We start from the raw sequence: 15,947 nt of genomic DNA, 5'->3' as shown, positions 1-15,947 counted from the left end.
AGCGCAAAGTCATCGTGTTCATGCTCATCGTGTGAAGGATCGTGTGCTGAAGTTGGTCGGCACCGGCTGATCGGCCGTGGCATGCGCCTCGCTCTTGTGCTCGCCGCGCTGGTCGACAAGCCAATCCGTCAAGGCCGCGGCCGCCCACATCGCCGACAGCGTGACCCAGGACGTCACCGTGAACACCGCTGCGCCCGACAGCCCGGCGCCTACGGCACAGCCACCAGCGAGCATGCCGCCAAAGCCCATCAGCACCGCGCCGACCAGGTAGCGCCGCATGCTCGCGCCGCCGGCAAAACCCTCGAGCTTCAACTCGCGGAACAGCGCCGCAGCGACGAAGGAACCGAGGAACACGCCCGGCACCAGGCCAAGATCGAAGGTCGGCGCCTTGTCGGGCGCGAACAGCACCCGCACCAGCACCTCGGCCGAAGGCCCAGTGAAGCTCAGCGCCTGAACGGGGACAGCCTCTGCCTCCAGACCGGCGGCGGCCACCGTGCCGGTGAACCACCAGGCAGCACTGATGCTCAGGCCAACCATGATGGCACCCAGCCAGCCCCACACCGGCACGCGCTGATGCCGAGCCCAGCGCACCGCGGCAATCAGCCAGATCGCGCCGAAGATCAGCGCGCCTGTGCGCCCAAGTCCGGTGAGGGCGATCAGATCGCGCGCCGCGCCGCCCTCAACCGTCCACCAGGACGAGACCTGCTCGCGCCAAGGCGACAGCACACCCGTCCAGGCGGCCTGTGCGGTGACTGCGAATACCAGGCCGGAGAGCACCGAGCGCAAATTGCCCTGCGCCGCCAGCACCAGCAGACGGCTGGAGCAGCCCCGCGCCAGAATCATGCCCACGCCGAACAGCGCTCCGCCGATCGCTGCGCCCGACAGGCTGCCGCGCGAGGCCAGCTGTCGCGCACTGCTCACATCGAGCATGCCGGTGGCGATGAGCAACTGCGTCGCCAACAGGGCCGTGGCAAAGGCAAACAGCCAGACGGTGAGCTTGCCGCCATGCATGCGCCGCGAGAATTCAATCGTTGCCGAGCGCAGACAGAAGCGTGAGCGTTGGGCGAAGAAGCCGAACATGAAGCCGATCAACAGCCCGCCCAGGCCCAGGGCCTTGGCCTGCCCCAGGGATTCGATGAGGGAATCGAGTGACATGATCGACTAGGCAGAAGCCCGTATGGAAGGCGCCTGGATATCTCGTTAAATCCTAGTATGCGCACGAGCTAATTTATATCGACTTCACCAATTGAGGAAGACATATGTCAATCAACCGACGAATTCACTTGCTCACGCTGATGGGCACTCTTCTCGCCGCAGCGTCGATTAGCCAGGCTGCGGGCGATGAGAGCATCAAGAGCGTCTATCACCTCAGCGAAGGCGTACAGCAGGCCTCACGGGCGATCGGCAACATCCGCAACCACCTCAATGCCGACGCCAAGGCCAAGATCGTGGTCGTCACCCACGGCCCAGGCATAGACTTCCTGCTCGACGGCGCTGAGAACGCCGCCGGCACTGGCTTTGCCGGGGCGATCGGCGAACTGGCTGGCCGCGGCGTCGAGTTCCGCGTCTGCAACAACACCCTGGTCTCGCGCAAGATCCCGGCCGACCGGGTGGTCATGGAAGCCAAGATCGTGCCCTCGGGTGTGGCCGAGGTCGCCAGGCTGCAGGCCAGGGAAGGCTTCGTCTACCTGAAGCCCTGAGCGCTGCCCTCCAAAGGAACAGGCCCCTGGGGGGCCTGCTCTGCTTTCTAGCGGGCACGCAGCCCTTGCGCCATCAGAAATCGCCTGTCGAGCCCTTCTCCATCATCATCCAGATTGCGTCGCGCACCTTCATCGCATCAGCCTTCAAGTCAGGCGGAAGCTTGCGGCCCATCTTGATCATCATGTCCATGTTGAGCGTGTACATCCACAGGCCATCGTCCTGCTCGACGATGGAGATGCGGCAGGGCAGATAGGCCGACATGTGCGGCGAGAAGTTCACCATCTTGCGCGCGGTCTGCGGGTTGCAGTAGTTGTAGACCTTGAGCAAGCGCTCGGGCTTGCCGCTGCGCGCCTCGAGCTCCTTGGACAGGGGCAGCTCGCCGACCGGACGGATGTTCATCTCGGTGGCCACGCTGGCCAGCGCCTGCTCGATCTGATCCAGCGTCACGCCCGCCTTGACCTTGCGCTCCCAGGTCGTGGCCACGGCGATGTCACCACCACTGTCGACCCAGCGATCCCACATGCGCCCGGCTTCGCCAGCGGCCCCCTCCTCCAGCTTGCCCATCGTCGCGATCGTTCCGCAGCCGGTCAGCGCGGCACCCAGCAGCGCTACCGTCAGGCCACGGGCCAAGAACTTGAATATTCCGTTCATGAGAATCTCCTGCTATTCGGAATCAAAAAAATTTGCTGCAGCAGCCGGTCTCAGAAGCGCTGGCTGTACATCAGCTGCGCATTGAGCTGGCTGTGACTGATGACCACGCCCGAGCCTGCCTGCACGGTGTTGGTCGGCGCCTTGGTCAGCGATGCGCTGATCCCGGCTTTGTCCGACATGGCGTAGCTGAAGCCGGCGCTGTAGTGCTTGGTCTCGGTGGCCGGGAACAGCGGGTTCACATAGGCGTCGGGGATGGGGTTGGAGGCTTGGTTGTAGCCGGCACGCAGGGTCAGTGCGGGCGTCGCCTTCCATGCCACGCCGAGCGCGGTGACAGTCTGGTCGCGCCAGGCCTGCGGCAGCGCAAAGCTCACGCTGCCGCCCATGCCGATGCTGTCGTAACGCATCTTGAACGAGGCCATCACGTCCGACCAGGCAATGCGCTTGACATCAGCAGCGAGCAGCAGCGTCGGAGTCGCCTGCCATGCCAGACCCACGGCAAGCTGCTGCGGCATCTGGAAGTCCTCGATGGTGATGCGCCCGCTGTCGCTGAAACCGCCGAAGGCGCTGAGCGAAGCGGCGTTGTGACCGCTCTTCATGTCGCGCAGCGAGGTCTTGCTGTGCCAGCTGGCGCCGACATTGAGCGTCGGCGTGAGCTTGTAGACCAGCCCCAGCTTGGCCGCCCAGCCCAGCGACCAGGCTTCACCGGAGAAGCTGCTGCCGTCGCTGAAGTCCACGCGCGCCCAGGGTGCGCCGCCCAGGGCCGGAAGCGCCATCGCGAGGTTGCCGCTGGCAGCTGTCACCATCTGGCCGAGTTGGGCTCCACTCGCGGCCATGCGCATGTCCAGCGTGGCCCAGACGAGATCGAGCGATCCGCCGATCAGCAGGTCATTGCTGGCCTGCCAGGCCAGCGGCAGGATCATCCGACCGACACCCAGCTCGGAGCGAACTTCCTTGCCCGAGCCCATGGCCAGGAAGGTGTCTGCCGCGTACTCGGTGCCCATGCCGCCCTGGGCAAACACGGCCACGCCATAGCTCAGGCTGCCATCGCGACGCGCATAGCCGAACGCGGGCATCGCATAGGCACGGCCACCCGAATCGGCCACCATAGGTCCGGCCGAGGAGCTAACGCGTGGCCCGAGGTGACCGATGGCCACGTCCAGGCGTGCGGCGTTCGCCATCAACCCCAGCGTGGCCGGATTGTTGGCGGCAGCCGCCACACCATTGTCAAAGGCCGTGGCCGCGCCACCCATGCCGCTGCCCTCGGGACCATAGCCCTCCAACAGCATGCCGTTGGTCGCCTGAGCAGCAAACGGCAGGGCGAGTGCAGCCATTGCGACTGCAGTGAGTCGTTTCATCGTTGTCTCCTGGTGTTGTAGACGGCCGCTTTGTCGGTGCGTGCGGCTCGTTGAATCCCCAGACCTCACGGCCAGGGCATGGGGCTCAGCGCCTCATTTGGGCGGCTTGCCTCGACGCGGCACTGCGCTGATGGGGGCCGGACAGCTGCCGCTGCGGGCGCAGAACAGCTGGTAGAGCGTCTCGATGGTGGCCAGCGCGGCCGGGCTGCAGACCGCGTAATAGGCGTGGCGCCCTTCGCGCCGGCAGCACACCATGCCCTGAGCGCGAAGCACCGTGAGTTGCTGCGACAGGGTGGGCTGATGGATCTGAGTGCGCTCCTCGAGATCGCCGACCGTCATCTCGCCCTGGCTGAGCGTGCACAGAATCAGCAGCCGATCCTCGTTGCCCAGCGCCTTGAGCAGCGCGGTCGCTTCGGCCGCATGACGACGCATCTCGGCGATGTCGCCCATTCCCGACGTGGCAGCGGCAACACCGGCCGTGGGGCCGGTGTTGCTGTGATCCTGCTTTGCACCGCTCATTTGCTTGTCAAGAATTGATATCAATATTTCTTAACTGTTGAGCGATGGTAGGGGCCATCCCCCCGGTCGACAAGAGCGCGGACCCCGGACTTACCCTTGCTTAGAGCAAGGAAAAGCCGGGGCACATGGGCTCAGGGTGCGATGCCGGGGTTGCCGCTAACGCCGATCAGACGCGGCGTATTGATCTTGCGTGTCGTGACGCGCCCCTTGGACTTGAGCCAGGTCTCGACCACGTCCCAAACCATCTTGGTGCCCGGTGCGTGGGCAGCCTCCTCGGCCACCGGTGCCCAGCCGGCCACCTTGTAGGTCTTGCTCGCCTCGATCAGCTTGCCATGCAGGCGCATGTCCTGGATACGGTTGCCCATCGTCGCGCCGGGTTCGCAGGCGTAGGTCAGGCCGCCGACGCGCACCATGTCGCCACCCTGCTGGTAGTAGGGATCGGGATTGAAGAGGTTGTCGCAGACGTCCTCGAGCACGGTCTTGATCATCGAGCCGGACATCTCGGTGACGGTGGCGTACGAGTAGGTGGTCGCCACCTGATCCATCATCAGCTCGCGCGTGATGACGTCGCCGGGCAGCAGGCTGGTTCCCCAACGGAAGCCCGGCGAGAAGGCGATGTCGGCGCCTTGCACCTCGATCAGAGCGTCGACGATCAACTGGTCCCAGCTGCCATTGAAGTTGCCCCGGCGGTACAGCAGACCGTCGGTGACGGCGAGTTTCTCGCTGAGCTTGGACTCGTAGGGCGCGCGGATCTTGTTGATCAACGCGTCCATCTCCGGGTCCGCCTTGAGCATGTTGGAGAACACCGGCAGCAGCTTGTAGCGGAAGTCGCTGACGCGGCCGTCCTTGACCTCGAAATCGAGCACGCCGAGGAACTTGCCGTTGCTGCCGGCGTTGGTGACGATGGTCTGGCCACCGGCGTTCTTGACGATCACTGGCACCGGCACGCCGTCGTGGGTGTGGCCGCCCATGATGGCGTCGATACCGCGCACACGCGAGGCCATCTTCAGGTCCACGTCCATGCCGTTGTGCGAGATCACCACGACGACCTTGGCGCCCTTGCCGCGCGCCTCGTCGACCATGGCCTGCATGTTCTCGTCCTGGATGCCGAAAGCCCAGTCGGCAACCATGTAGCGCGGATTCGCAATCGGCGTGTAGGGGAAGGCCTGACCGATGATGGCGCACTTCACGCCGTTGATCTCGCGAATCACATAGGGGTTGAAGACCTGATCGCCGAAGTCGTTGGTCTTGACGTTCTGCGCGACGAAGTCCAGCTTGCCCTTGAAGTCCTTCTCGAGGATCTCCTTGACGCGCTCCATGCCGTAGGTGAATTCCCAGTGGCCGGTCATCACATCCACGCCGAGCAGCTTGCAGGCGTCGACCATGTCCTGCGCATTGGTCCACAGCGAGGTGGCCGAGCCCTGCCAGGTGTCGCCGCCATCAAGCAGCAGCGCGCCGGGACGGCTGGCCTTCATGCGCTTGACCAAGGTGGACAGGTGCGCAAAGCCACCGACACGGCCATAGCGGCGTGCAGCGCGCTCGAAGTCCAGGTAGGTGAAGGCATGCGCCTGCGCGGTGCCTGGGCGCACGCCGATGGACTTGAGCAGCTTCTCGCCGACCACGTGCGGCGTGTTGCCGCTCATGCCGGCAATGCCGAGATTGACATTGGGCTCGCGGAAATAGATCGGCTTGAGCTGCGCATGGCAGTCGGTCATGTGCAGGAAAGACACCTGGCCGAAGCGCGGCACGTCATACAGCCCCTGCTCGGCCGTAGCCGCATCGGCATCGGCGTAGCGCCCCAAACCCATGCCGGCCACCGAAGCCGCGGACATCACCTGCAGAAACTCACGCTTGCTCAGATTCATGATAAGTGCTCGCTTATGTTTAACTTCAAACAAAGCCCGCCGAAGCGGGCTTTCACGCGATCCCTGAGGTTCGCTGCCTTACTGGTTGACGGGCGACTTGGGGTCCAGCAACAGCGCCATGATGTGGCGGATCTGGTTCTCGTCCAGCAGTCCGGCATGGCCGAAACGGGGCATGTTGGAGCAGGCGCTGTAGGCCTTCGAGTTCCACAGCTTGCCCCAGGTGTACTGGATGATCGGCATGCTCGCCGGGTCATCGACCTTGCTGACTCCGCGCATCTTGCCGTAGTTGTACAGGCTCGGGCCGATGGTGCCGAAGGAGATCTCCTCCTTGCTGATCTGGTGGCAGTTGTAGCAGTTGCCGCCATTGGCGCTGGGCGCCGTGGAGCGGTCGGTCCAGGTCATGCCACGACCGTTCTGCGCCAGCTTCTCGCCTTCACGCCAGTCGCCGATGTACTTGCCATCGCTGGGCCACTTGATGGAGGCCAAGGACTCTGCCTCGATCTTCTTGGCAACGGCGTCGCTCGGTTGCTTGTCGCTCGAGCAGGCCTGCTGACCCAGGTCCTGCTCGATGCGGTCCATCTTCGCGATGCCTTGCTCGCGGAAGGAGGCCTTGATCATCGCCATGGCCTGGGCATCGAGCTCGGCAGCACTGGGCGCGATCGCACAGCCTGCCAGGCCCAACGTGGAGGCTGCTACGGCGGCCAGAACAAACTTGGTCTTGGTCTTCATGTGCAGGTCCCCTCGTTCAGCGCTTGATGGCCGGCGCGATCGACTCCGCGCCCTTCGCATTGACGCCCATATAGACACCCAGCGCGATCGTCACGTCCGACGCAAAGCCCGGATACGGAAAGCGCTGCTGGCGGAAGCAGTCGTTGAGACGGCGCTGCATGCTCCACATCTCGCCGCTGGAGACTCGGTAGGCCGGCCAGGCCGCAAAGCCGATGCCGTCACCCGGGTTCTTGGTCAGGTTGGGCAGATCCTGCAGGCGGATGCGCTTGCCGTCCTCGGCGTGGCAAGAGGCACAGGAGAAGTCCATCGGGCCGCCGCGGAAGAAGAAGGCGCGCTTGCCCAGTTCATAGAAGCGACGCTCCTCGGCATGCGCCTGCGGCAGATTCATCTTGCTGCCACGCGACTCGGCCGAGATCCAGGCAGCCAGCGCTTCCATATTGGCCTGCTCGCCGCGACCGAAGGGGGTCTTGGCAATGGCATCCGCATCCAGGCCCTGCAAGGTGCTCATGCAGGTCAGCAGGCGGGACTCCAGGTCCTGCACGCGCTGCGTATCCTTGAAGAAGCGCGGCAGTTCAACCCAGGCGCCTTTGACGACACCCGGCCCTTTGCCCAGGTCGCAGGCCTCCAGCGAAGCGTTCTTGGGTCCACGCTTTTTCTTCCAGAGATCTTCGCCCTTGGCCTCAAAGAGCTCGGCAGGGTTGCCGTCAGCCAGCAGAGCACGGTACTCGGCAATGCCATCAGCGGCGCTCTTCTGCGCCTGCGCTGCCGCAAGCGGCAGCGCTGCACCGAGCAGCATCAACACCTTGGTAAGTCTCATGCCCTGTCTCCTTCTTCGTCAGCTCGTTGAGTAGGTTTATTCTGTCGGCCGGCGGCCCCAAACGAAGACCGGCCCGCATGCGGGCCGGCTGATTGTGCACGGTTCCTCAGGAAACCGTGGCTTCGTCGGTACGCTTGTCGCCCTTGTTGTCCGTCCAGGTGACCTGAACCTTGTCGCCAGCCTTGGCGCCCTTGATCGCGAACTGCAGGAACGGGTTCTTCGAGACGGACGGGCCCCACTCGGCAGTCATCACGACCTTGCCGTTCAGAGAGGCGCTCACTTCGCTGATGAACCAGGCAGGAATGGTCTTGCCTGCCGAGTCCTTGCGCTGACCGCTTTCCATTTCGTGAGCCATCAACACGCGCACGGTGGCCTTGTCGCCGGAAGCTTGTGCGCGGATGCGCATCGGATCTGCCATGGTGATCTCCTTTTGGCGCGTCGACTGCGACGCTGCCTAAATCTGTGTTGCTAAGGTTTGAATGAGGCTGGCGCCTGATCAGCCGCCGCAGCCACCCAGCGTGACCTTGACTTCCTTCTGCGCGAACAGAACCTTGTTGTCGTTGGTCACCGCCACGGCGAAGACATTCGACGACTGGCCCATCTTCACACGAGTCGAGAAATTCGCTTCGACTTCAGGTGTGACGTTGAACAGCGCAGCCAGCACGGCCGGGTTCTTCTCGACCAGCAGCATCACCTGCTTCACGCCAGCCAGCGAGGTGGCGGCACCCAGCGGAACCACAGCGCCGTTCTCGGCGATGTCGGGCGCGGTGATCGTGACGTCCTTGCTTTCGGTGGGAGCGCCATAGCCCAGCGCCTTGACCAGGTCAGCCATGGTCTTGGCTTCGAACGCGCCCTTGCCTGCAGCAGCACCAGCGGCGTGAGCCAAGGGCCCCAGCACACCCGAAGCGACCAGCAGCGAGGCCACAGTGGCGCTCTGCTTCATTACTTGTCGACGATTTGCGATCATGGAAAGTCTCCTTGTTCACTCCATGCTAATAAAAGGATGCTCGCATACCATACGTGACACCCCGTAGATGAAAGAGCCCGCAGTCTGTGATATCAGCGCTGCGCCCCGTTCTTCAACCATTGCGCAATCACCTCCGCATCCGCCTCGCTCAGCGACTGAGGCGGCATCGGGATCTGCCCCCAGACACCCACGCCGCCGGCGCGGATCTTGCCACTGAGATAGGCCAGCGCGTCGGCACGGTCGGCGTACTTCTTGGCGATTTCCTTGAAGGAGGGACCGACCATCTTGGCATCCGCAGCGTGACAGGCCGTGCAACTGTACTTGTTGAGCAAAGCCCCAGCATTCGGCTTGGCAGCCTCAGCAGGCTTGGACTGCACGGCACCACGGTTGACCGGCGTGCCCGAGGGCTTGGTCGTGTCCACACCTTGGCCCGCACCGACCGGGCGCACTTGCTCGGCCAGATTGCCGTGTGCGTTGCGCGCATGCTCCGGCAGGAACGAACTGATCTCGCCGCCCGTCGCGCAATTGCTCATGCAGGCCACGTTGCGTGTGTCAGCCGCCTTGGCAGTCGTCAAGCCTTTGCCGGGCCACATCGTGTGATCCAGTGTCATGCCATTGCGATTGGGCATGCGCTGCTGCACCTCGGCGATGTTCTTGTCGGAGAGCACGAAGTTCTCCGGCACGATGCCACCCAGATTCAGCAGGAAGGCCGTCACGCCATAGACCTCGTCAACTTTCAGGGACTTGGGCGCATTCCAGGGCATGGCCCGGTTGATGTAGTCGAACAGCGTGGAGACTGTTGGCACCTTCATCAAGGTAGTGCGGCCAGGATAGGAGCTGTCAGTGAGGCGAGCCACGCGACCGGTCTTGATGTCCTCCGCCGTGGTGCCGCCCACGAGCGGCGAAAACACCTCGCCGCTTTCGCCGAAGATGCCATGGCAGTGCGCGCACTTGCCTTCCCAGACATCCTGACCCAGCGCCACCGAGCCGGCACCCTTGGGCAGTCCCTTGAAGTCCGGACGTACATCGATGTCCCAGGCGGCAACTTCCTTCTTGGTCGCCTCGCGGCCGATGCCAGGGTACTGCTTGGACTGTGCCAGCGCCGCGCCAGCCGAGGCCACGAGCGCCACGGCCAGGCCAAGGCGCAGGAGAGCTTGCTTAGGAGAGCTGGACATTCTTCACCTCACCGTCTTCTTGCACCAGCCAGGACTGGATCGCGTTGTTGTGGTAGATCGAGCGCGTGCCGCGCACCTTGCGCAACTGCGCATAGGTCGGCTGGACATAGCCGGTGTCGTCCATCGCGCGGCTCTGGATGATGGCGGGCTTGCCGTCCCACACCCAGTCGATGTTGAAGCGCGTCAGGCACTTGCTCATCGGCTTGCCCTCGAGGCGAGCCGTGCGCCAGTTACGTCCGCCGTCCACCGAGACATCCACGCGCTTGATCGCGCCACGACCAGACCATGCCAGGCCGCTGATGTTGTAGAAGCCCTTGTCGAGCAGCACCTGACCGCCCGACGGCGTGGTCACCACGCTCTTGCATTCCTGAATGCTGGTGTACTGGCGATGCAGTCCGCTGGGCATCAGGTCGATGTAGTGAATCGCCTCGTCCTTGGTGGCATAAGGCTTGTCACCGACCTCGATGCGGCGCAGGTACTTGACCCAGGACACACCTTGAACACCTGGCACGACGAGACGCAGCGGGTAGCCCTGCTCCGGGCGCAGCATTTCGCCGTTCTGGCCATAGGCCACCAGCACCTCGCCGTTCTCGACCATCTCCATCGGGATGGTGCGGGTCATAGACGACCCGTCGGCACCCTCGGCCAGCACGAAGCGGGCGCGCTTGTAGTCAACCCCAGCCATGTCCAGCAGGATGCGCAAGGGCACGCCGGTGAACTCGCTGCAGCTGATCATGCCGTGCGTGTACTGCACGGTGGGCACGGCCACGTTGCCCCACTCCATGCCGGTGTTGGCGCCGCACTCGATGAAGTGGAAGCGCGACACCGAGGGCAGTCGCATCAGCTCATCCATGGTCAGCACCAGCTGCTTCTTCAGCATCGTGGCGTCAGACCCATTGATCATCAGGCGGTGCTTGGAGGGATCGATGTCCCACCATCCCTGGTGATGGCGCTCGAAATGCAGGCCGCTGGGCGTGACGATGCCGAACAGCGACTGCAGCGGCGCAAACGAAACCGAAGCCTGGGTGGTCTGCGTCAGACCCGGGCTCTGGCGCCGCTGCACATTGGCCTCGAACTTCGAAGGCTTGCCGTAGCCATCCGTGACCACAGGCATGCCCAACCCCTTGGTGTGCTCGGGCAGCTCGAGGATGTTGGGATCCCCGCCCTCGGGCGGCACCGGATTGGCACTCGCCAGAACGGCCGGCGCGGCGACAGCTGCGCCAGCGGCCGCAAAGGCGCTGCGTATGAAGTTGCGCCGGCCATCCTTGGCTTCGGCAAATACCTGACGGATGCCCGCCTGATCCAGGAACGATTCGGGCGCCTTGATCAGCCTGCCCGAGGGTTTGATGTCTGAACTCACAGAGTCTCCTTCCACGTCTCGCCGTGCCGCGTTGCGCCGACCACAGAGACAGATCCGACCCGCAATCGCGGAGCGCTCTGCCACCGTCCGAAACTGCGCCGCCACCAGGCTCACGCAATGCGCAGATCCGTATATTACTATGCCCGAATATTCAGCCGTGATGCAAACAGTCGGCAACGGGTTAACCCGTATGTGTGCATTTTGTACTGCAGAGCCGCAGCGCAGGCAATGCTGTGGCGCATGCTTGACCCAGGCCTTGCGGCGCTGGCCAAACAAGGCGAGCGAATCAAGCGGGCGGTCTCAGCGCCAGCCCCGGCCGCCAAGCGTCCTGTGGCGAGTAGAAAAGAAAAAAGCCGCTGGAAGCGGCTTTTTGTCGTACTACTTGGCGGAGAGGGAGGGATTCGAACCCTCGGTACGTTATTCACGTACGCCTGATTTCGAGTCAGGTACATTCAACCACTCTGCCACCTCTCCTGAATTGGTGCTCGCGTGGTTGCGTTGCGAGTGAGCCCGCAAGTATAGCGGAGTTTTCTCCTCCTCCGACACTCAGGCGCGCAGAACTTCCACGCCACCCATGTAAGGACGCAACACTTCCGGCACGGTGATGCTGCCGTCGGCGTTCTGGCAGTTCTCCAGCACCGCCACCAAGGTGCGACCAACCGCCAGGCCCGAGCCGTTCAGTGTGTGCACCAGTTCCGTCTTGCCCTGGGCGTTCTTGAAGCGCGCCTGCATGCGACGCGCCTGGAAGTCGCCCATATTCGAGCAGGAGCTGATCTCGCGGTAGGTGTTCTGCGCCGGCACCCAGACCTCGAGGTCATAGGTCTTGGTCGAGCCGAAGCCCATGTCGCCGCTACACAGCAGCACCGTGCGGTAAGGCAGGCCCAGGGCCTGCAGCACCGCCTCGGCATGCGCGGTCATTTCTTCCAGCGCCGCATTGCTTTGCTCGGGCGCGACGATCTGCACCATCTCGACCTTGTCGAACTGATGCTGGCGGATCAGGCCGCGCGTGTCGCGGCCGGCCGACCCCGCTTCCGAGCGAAAACAGGGGCTGTGCGCGGTCAGCTTGATCGGCAGCTCGTCGGCCGCCAGCATGGTGTCGGCCACCGTATTGGTCAGCGTGACCTCGGAGGTCGGAATCATGTACCACTTGCTGCTGGCCGCTTCCGCCGCGCCCGAGCTGACATGGAACAGGTCCTGCTCGAACTTGGGCAGCTGGCCGGTACCCTGCATGGCCTTTCCCTGCACGATGTAGGGCGTGTAGCACTCTGTATAGCCGTGGCGCGTGGTGTGCATGTCCAGCATGAACTGGGCAAGCGCGCGATGCAGGCGCGCGATGGGGCCGCGCATCAGGCTGAAACGCGAGCCACTGAGCTTGGCCCCCGTCTCGAAGTCCAGGCCCAGCGGCGTGCCCAGATCGACATGGTCCTTGACGGGGAAGTCGAAGCTCCTGGGCGTGCCCCAGCGGCGCACTTCCACATTGCCGGTCTCGTCCACGCCCACCGGCACCTCGGCCTGCGGTAGATTGGGCACGCCCAGCAGCATGTCCGACATCTCGCCCTGCAGCGCGTCGAGCCGGGTCCCGCCCGAGCTCATCTCGTCGGCGATGGCGGCCACCTCGGCCATCAGGCTGTTCACTTCGGTGGCGGTGTCCTCGCCCTTGGCGGCGCGACCCTTGAGCATGCCGATCTGCTTGGACAGGCTGTTGCGCTTGGCCTGCAGCTCCTCGGTGCGAACCTGCAGCTGCTTGCGCTCGCTCTCCAGCGTCTTGAAGCGCTCGACGTCCAGGAAGGGTTGCGGATTCTTGCGCGTGCTCAGCCGGGCGACGACGCCATCCAGGTCTTTGCGCAGCAGGGTGATGTCTAGCATTTGTGCTTGTCCTTGTGGGATCGCAGATTCTATGAAAGCGAAGCGGCGCCGCTGTCGGGCGCCGCTCTCATGGCAGAGAAAGCATGCGCCGTCTCAGGATCGGGACGCGGCAACCTCGGCCATGGACTTGTCGCCCAGGCCCAGCGGCAGCGGGAAGTGCACATGCTCCTCCACGCCGGGAAGGCTGCGCACCGAGGTCGCGCCGAACTCGCGCAGCCGAGCGATCACCGCCTGTACCAGCACGTCGGGGGCCGAGGCACCCGCAGTCAGGCCCACGCGCGAGCGACCATCCAGCCACTCCGCCCTGAGATCGTCAGCCGCGTCGACCATGTAAGCCGCAGTCCCCAGGCGCTCGGCCAGTTCGCGCAGCCGGTTGCTGTTCGAGCTGGTCGGGCTGCCGACGACGATCACCACGTCCACCTGCGGCGCCAGCACCTTTACCGCGTCCTGGCGGTTCTGCGTGGCATAGCAGATGTCCTGCTTCTTGGGCTCGCGCACCTGCGGGAAGCGCTGCTTCACCGCGGCAAGGATCTCGGCCGCATCGTCGACGCTGAGCGTGGTCTGCGTCACCACCGCGACGCGGCTCTCGTCCTTGAGCCGCACATGCGCCACGTCGGCCGCGTCCTCGACGAGATAGATGCCGTCGGAGAGCTGGCCCATCGTGCCCTCGACCTCGGGGTGCCCCTTGTGGCCGATCATGATGAATTCGTAACCTTCCTTGTGCAGCTTGGCCACCTCCACATGCACCTTGGTCACCAGCGGGCAGGTGGCGTCGAAGACATTGAAGCCTCGCTGGGCCGCCTCGCGCCGCACCGCCTGGCTCACGCCGTGGGCGCTGAACACCAGCGTCGCGCCGGCAGGCACCTCAGCCAGATCCTCGATGAAGATCGCACCGCGCGACTTCAGGTCGTTGACCACATAGGTGTTGTGCACGATCTCGTGACGCACATAGATCGGCGCGCCGAACTTCTTCAGCGCGCGCTCGACGATCTCAATTGCCCGGTCCACGCCAGCGCAGAAGCCGCGCGGCTCCGCCAGCAAGATCTCGTCCACTGCATGCCCTGGCACTGCGCCCATCAAAGCACCCCGATCACTTGCACTTCGAAGCTCACCGGCTGACCGGCCAGCGGATGGTTGAAGTCGAACAGCAACCAGTCCTCGCCGACCTCGCGAACCAGGCCTGCATAGCTGCCCTGCCCGTCCGGCGTGGGGAACTGCACCACATCGCCGACGCTGTACTGCTCGTCCGGATCGCCCAGTTCATGCAACAGCGCCAGCTTGACGCGCTGCAGCAGCTCGGGGTTGCGCTCGCCGAAAGCCTCGCCGGGCGCCAGCTCGAAGCGTGTGTGCGCACCCTCAGCCAGGCCGAGCAGCCGCGACTCGATCGCCGGTGCCAGCTCACCGGTACCCAGCGACAGAGTCGCCGGCTTGTCGTCGAAGGTATTGATCAGCTCGCTCCCGTCCGCCGCCGACAGGCGGTAGTGCAGGGTAAGGAAGGAGCCTGGTTGGATCAGATTCACGGCTTTTCCAGGTTCGATAGACTGGCGGGATTCTAGGGCCGGCCACCCTGAGCCCCCGGATTTCCCCTGATTCCTGCCCGATGCCGCTCGCCCAACTCCCGCCTCAGGCACGCCCGCGCGAGAAGCTGCTCGCGCTGGGGCCGCAGGCCCTGGTCGATGCCGAGCTGCTCGCGCTGCTGCTGCGCACCGGCACGCGCGACAAGCCGGTGCTGCAACTGGCGCAGTCGCTGCTGGACGAGTTCGGCGGCTGGAGCGGTCTGCTACAGGCCGACATCGGCACGCTCGGGCGCGTCAGGGGCATTGGCCCGGCCAAGCGTGCCGAGATTGCCGCGGTGCTGGAGATCGCGCGGCGCTCGCTGTTGCAGCAGCTCGCCGCAGCCCCGGTGTTCGAGTCGCCGGAGGCGGTGCGCCAGTTCCTGCGCCTGAAGCTCGGCGGGCTGGACCATGAAGTCTTTGCGGTGCTCTTTCTCGACGCGCAGCACCGGCTGATCGCGATGGAGGAGCTGTTTCGCGGCACGCTGACGCAGACCAGCGTCTACCCGCGCGAGGTCGTCAAGCGCGGCCTGGACCTGGGCGCGGCGGCGGTGATCCTGGCACACAACCACCCCTCCGGCGTAGCAGAGCCCTCGCGCGCGGACGAATTGCTGACCCAAGCGCTGAAGAACGCGCTGGCCCTGGTGGACATGCGCGTGCTCGACCATTTCATCGTCGGCTCCTGCGAGGTGGCCTCGATGGCCGAGCGGGGGCTGATGTGAGTGCACCGCCCGCCAAGCCGCCTGTGCTGCACAGTCTGCAGGAGCTGAAGACGCTGCAGCGCGAGCTGGAACTGCGGCGGCGTCTCGAGCAGGAGCGCGCCGAACGCGCCGCCGCCCAGGCCCGGCTGCTCGAGCGCGAACGGCGCCTGTTCGAGCTCAGTATCGGTCCGGTCACGCCGCTAAAGGAGACGCAGCGCGTGCTGCTGGAGCCGCAGCGCCCCGAGCCGGAGCCGCGCCAGCGCGAAGCCGACGAGCGCGAGGTGCTGCTGCAGGCGCTATCCGACGATTTCGATGTCGAGTCGCTGCTGGAAACAGACGAGACGCTGAGCTACCGCCGCCCAGAGATCAGCCCTGAGGCGGTAAGAAAGCTGCGTCGTGGTCATTGGGCGCTGCAGGCGCAGATCGACCTGCACGGCATGCGCCGCGACCAGGCCCGCGAGGCGCTGAGCCACTTCATCCAGGACAGCGCCAAGCGCGGCATGCGCTGCGTACGCGTCGTTCACGGCAAGGGCAATGGCTCGCCGGGGCGAGAGCCGGTGCTGAAGTCGCGGGTACGGCGTTGGCTGGTGCAGAAGAACGAGGTACTGGCCTTCGTGCAGGCGCGCGCCTGCGATGGCGGCAGTGGCGCACTGATGGTGCTGCTGTAGGGCACTGGCCGTTCAAGCCG

Annotated in this window: 17 protein-coding genes and 1 tRNA gene; 3 read left to right on the top strand and 15 right to left on the bottom strand. The window is 64.7% G+C overall.

The window, feature by feature from the left end:
- Nucleotides 1-24: 24 nt before the first annotated feature.
- Nucleotides 25-1,155 (bottom strand): YeeE/YedE family protein, encoded by a 1,131-nt coding sequence (locus AC2EBS_RS02340; RefSeq protein WP_484726770.1) that lies wholly within the window; start codon nt 1,153-1,155, stop codon nt 25-27.
- Nucleotides 1,156-1,259: 104 nt separating this feature from the next.
- Between AC2EBS_RS02340 and AC2EBS_RS02335 the strand changes: the two genes are divergently transcribed.
- The gene (locus AC2EBS_RS02335) at nt 1,260-1,700 is read left to right on the top strand and encodes a DsrE family protein (protein ID WP_484726769.1); all 441 of its coding nucleotides are present in this window, start codon (nt 1,260-1,262) and stop codon (nt 1,698-1,700) included.
- A gap of 73 nt (nt 1,701-1,773) precedes the next feature.
- Here the strand turns inward: AC2EBS_RS02335 and AC2EBS_RS02330 are convergent, their stop codons facing one another.
- The 14 genes from AC2EBS_RS02330 to AC2EBS_RS02265 all read right to left on the bottom strand — a co-directional run bounded on the left by AC2EBS_RS02330 (nt 1,774) and on the right by AC2EBS_RS02265 (nt 14,525).
- Complete coding sequence (locus AC2EBS_RS02330) at nt 1,774-2,352, bottom strand: DUF302 domain-containing protein (RefSeq protein WP_484726768.1); 579 nt, start codon at nt 2,350-2,352, stop codon at nt 1,774-1,776.
- Between the two features lie 50 nt (nt 2,353-2,402).
- On the bottom strand, nt 2,403-3,707 hold the full coding sequence (locus AC2EBS_RS02325; RefSeq protein WP_484726767.1) for an OmpP1/FadL family transporter: 1,305 nt from the start codon (nt 3,705-3,707) through the stop codon (nt 2,403-2,405).
- A 93-nt stretch (nt 3,708-3,800) separates the two neighbouring features.
- The gene (locus AC2EBS_RS02320) at nt 3,801-4,157 is read right to left on the bottom strand and encodes a metalloregulator ArsR/SmtB family transcription factor (RefSeq protein ID WP_484726766.1); all 357 of its coding nucleotides are present in this window, start codon (nt 4,155-4,157) and stop codon (nt 3,801-3,803) included.
- Nucleotides 4,158-4,357: 200 nt separating this feature from the next.
- Nucleotides 4,358-6,091, bottom strand: a complete 1,734-nt coding sequence (gene soxB / locus AC2EBS_RS02315) for a thiosulfohydrolase SoxB (protein WP_484726765.1) — start codon at nt 6,089-6,091, stop codon at nt 4,358-4,360.
- A gap of 78 nt (nt 6,092-6,169) precedes the next feature.
- Entirely contained in the window at nt 6,170-6,820 is a 651-nt protein-coding gene (gene soxX / locus AC2EBS_RS02310; RefSeq protein ID WP_484726764.1) for a sulfur oxidation c-type cytochrome SoxX, read from the bottom strand.
- Nucleotides 6,821-6,836: 16 nt separating this feature from the next.
- The gene (gene soxA, locus AC2EBS_RS02305; RefSeq protein WP_484726763.1) at nt 6,837-7,637 is read right to left on the bottom strand and encodes a sulfur oxidation c-type cytochrome SoxA; all 801 of its coding nucleotides are present in this window, start codon (nt 7,635-7,637) and stop codon (nt 6,837-6,839) included.
- A 106-nt stretch (nt 7,638-7,743) separates the two neighbouring features.
- On the bottom strand, nt 7,744-8,055 hold the full coding sequence (soxZ, locus tag AC2EBS_RS02300) for a thiosulfate oxidation carrier complex protein SoxZ (RefSeq protein WP_484726762.1): 312 nt from the start codon (nt 8,053-8,055) through the stop codon (nt 7,744-7,746).
- 78 nt (nt 8,056-8,133) lie between these two features.
- Nucleotides 8,134-8,604 carry a thiosulfate oxidation carrier protein SoxY gene (gene soxY, locus AC2EBS_RS02295; RefSeq protein ID WP_484726761.1) on the bottom strand — a complete coding sequence of 157 codons (471 nt, stop codon included), beginning with the start codon at nt 8,602-8,604 and terminating at the stop codon, nt 8,134-8,136.
- A gap of 92 nt (nt 8,605-8,696) precedes the next feature.
- Nucleotides 8,697-9,779, bottom strand: a complete 1,083-nt coding sequence (locus AC2EBS_RS02290) for a c-type cytochrome (RefSeq protein ID WP_484726760.1) — start codon at nt 9,777-9,779, stop codon at nt 8,697-8,699.
- Nucleotides 9,763-11,139, bottom strand: a complete 1,377-nt coding sequence (gene soxC, locus AC2EBS_RS02285; protein ID WP_484726759.1) for a sulfite dehydrogenase — start codon at nt 11,137-11,139, stop codon at nt 9,763-9,765. Before soxC ends, AC2EBS_RS02290 begins: the two co-directional genes overlap by 17 nt.
- A gap of 383 nt (nt 11,140-11,522) precedes the next feature.
- A tRNA-Ser gene (locus AC2EBS_RS02280) sits at nt 11,523-11,613 on the bottom strand.
- 72 nt (nt 11,614-11,685) lie between these two features.
- Nucleotides 11,686-13,005, bottom strand: a complete 1,320-nt coding sequence (gene serS / locus AC2EBS_RS02275; RefSeq protein ID WP_484726758.1) for a serine--tRNA ligase — start codon at nt 13,003-13,005, stop codon at nt 11,686-11,688.
- A gap of 93 nt (nt 13,006-13,098) precedes the next feature.
- Nucleotides 13,099-14,082 (bottom strand): 4-hydroxy-3-methylbut-2-enyl diphosphate reductase, encoded by a 984-nt coding sequence (ispH, locus tag AC2EBS_RS02270; RefSeq protein ID WP_484726757.1) that lies wholly within the window; start codon nt 14,080-14,082, stop codon nt 13,099-13,101.
- Nucleotides 14,082-14,525 (bottom strand): FKBP-type peptidyl-prolyl cis-trans isomerase, encoded by a 444-nt coding sequence (locus AC2EBS_RS02265; RefSeq protein ID WP_484726756.1) that lies wholly within the window; start codon nt 14,523-14,525, stop codon nt 14,082-14,084. Before AC2EBS_RS02265 ends, ispH begins: the two co-directional genes overlap by 1 nt.
- An 80-nt stretch (nt 14,526-14,605) precedes the next feature.
- Between AC2EBS_RS02265 and radC the strand changes: the two genes are divergently transcribed.
- Together radC and AC2EBS_RS02255 are read left to right on the top strand one after the other, a co-directional pair.
- Nucleotides 14,606-15,280 carry a RadC family protein gene (gene radC / locus AC2EBS_RS02260; RefSeq protein WP_484726755.1) on the top strand — a complete coding sequence of 225 codons (675 nt, stop codon included), beginning with the start codon at nt 14,606-14,608 and terminating at the stop codon, nt 15,278-15,280.
- Nucleotides 15,277-15,927: a Smr/MutS family protein gene (locus AC2EBS_RS02255; RefSeq protein WP_484726754.1), complete on the top strand. Its 651-nt coding sequence runs from the start codon at nt 15,277-15,279 to the stop codon at nt 15,925-15,927. The genes radC and AC2EBS_RS02255 overlap by 4 nt, the downstream gene beginning before the upstream one ends.
- The last annotated feature ends 20 nt before the right edge of the window (nt 15,928-15,947 follow it).

The sequence above is a fragment of the Roseateles sp. T103 genome (genome assembly GCF_057219915.1).
This window is presented reverse-complemented; position numbering and strand designations above follow the sequence as displayed.

What these genes read in the sequence shown, in the direction of transcription:
- soxB (WP_484726765.1), bottom strand. Translation starts at nt 6,091, where the DNA reads ATGAATCTGAGCAAGCGTGAGTTTCTGCAGGTGATGTCCGCGGCTTCG.
- soxY (WP_484726761.1), bottom strand. Translation starts at nt 8,604, where the DNA reads ATGATCGCAAATCGTCGACAAGTAATGAAGCAGAGCGCCACTGTGGCC.
- soxA (WP_484726763.1), bottom strand. Translation starts at nt 7,637, where the DNA reads ATGAGACTTACCAAGGTGTTGATGCTGCTCGGTGCAGCGCTGCCGCTT.
- serS (WP_484726758.1), bottom strand. Translation starts at nt 13,005, where the DNA reads ATGCTAGACATCACCCTGCTGCGCAAAGACCTGGATGGCGTCGTCGCC.
- AC2EBS_RS02330 (WP_484726768.1), bottom strand. Translation starts at nt 2,352, where the DNA reads ATGAACGGAATATTCAAGTTCTTGGCCCGTGGCCTGACGGTAGCGCTG.
- AC2EBS_RS02320 (WP_484726766.1), bottom strand. Translation starts at nt 4,157, where the DNA reads ATGGGCGACATCGCCGAGATGCGTCGTCATGCGGCCGAAGCGACCGCG.
- radC (WP_484726755.1), top strand. Translation starts at nt 14,606, where the DNA reads ATGCCGCTCGCCCAACTCCCGCCTCAGGCACGCCCGCGCGAGAAGCTG.
- AC2EBS_RS02290 (WP_484726760.1), bottom strand. Translation starts at nt 9,779, where the DNA reads ATGTCCAGCTCTCCTAAGCAAGCTCTCCTGCGCCTTGGCCTGGCCGTG.
- AC2EBS_RS02335 (WP_484726769.1), top strand. Translation starts at nt 1,260, where the DNA reads ATGTCAATCAACCGACGAATTCACTTGCTCACGCTGATGGGCACTCTT.
- soxX (WP_484726764.1), bottom strand. Translation starts at nt 6,820, where the DNA reads ATGAAGACCAAGACCAAGTTTGTTCTGGCCGCCGTAGCAGCCTCCACG.
- ispH (WP_484726757.1), bottom strand. Translation starts at nt 14,082, where the DNA reads ATGGGCGCAGTGCCAGGGCATGCAGTGGACGAGATCTTGCTGGCGGAG.
- AC2EBS_RS02340 (WP_484726770.1), bottom strand. Translation starts at nt 1,155, where the DNA reads ATGTCACTCGATTCCCTCATCGAATCCCTGGGGCAGGCCAAGGCCCTG.
- soxZ (WP_484726762.1), bottom strand. Translation starts at nt 8,055, where the DNA reads ATGGCAGATCCGATGCGCATCCGCGCACAAGCTTCCGGCGACAAGGCC.
- AC2EBS_RS02325 (WP_484726767.1), bottom strand. Translation starts at nt 3,707, where the DNA reads ATGAAACGACTCACTGCAGTCGCAATGGCTGCACTCGCCCTGCCGTTT.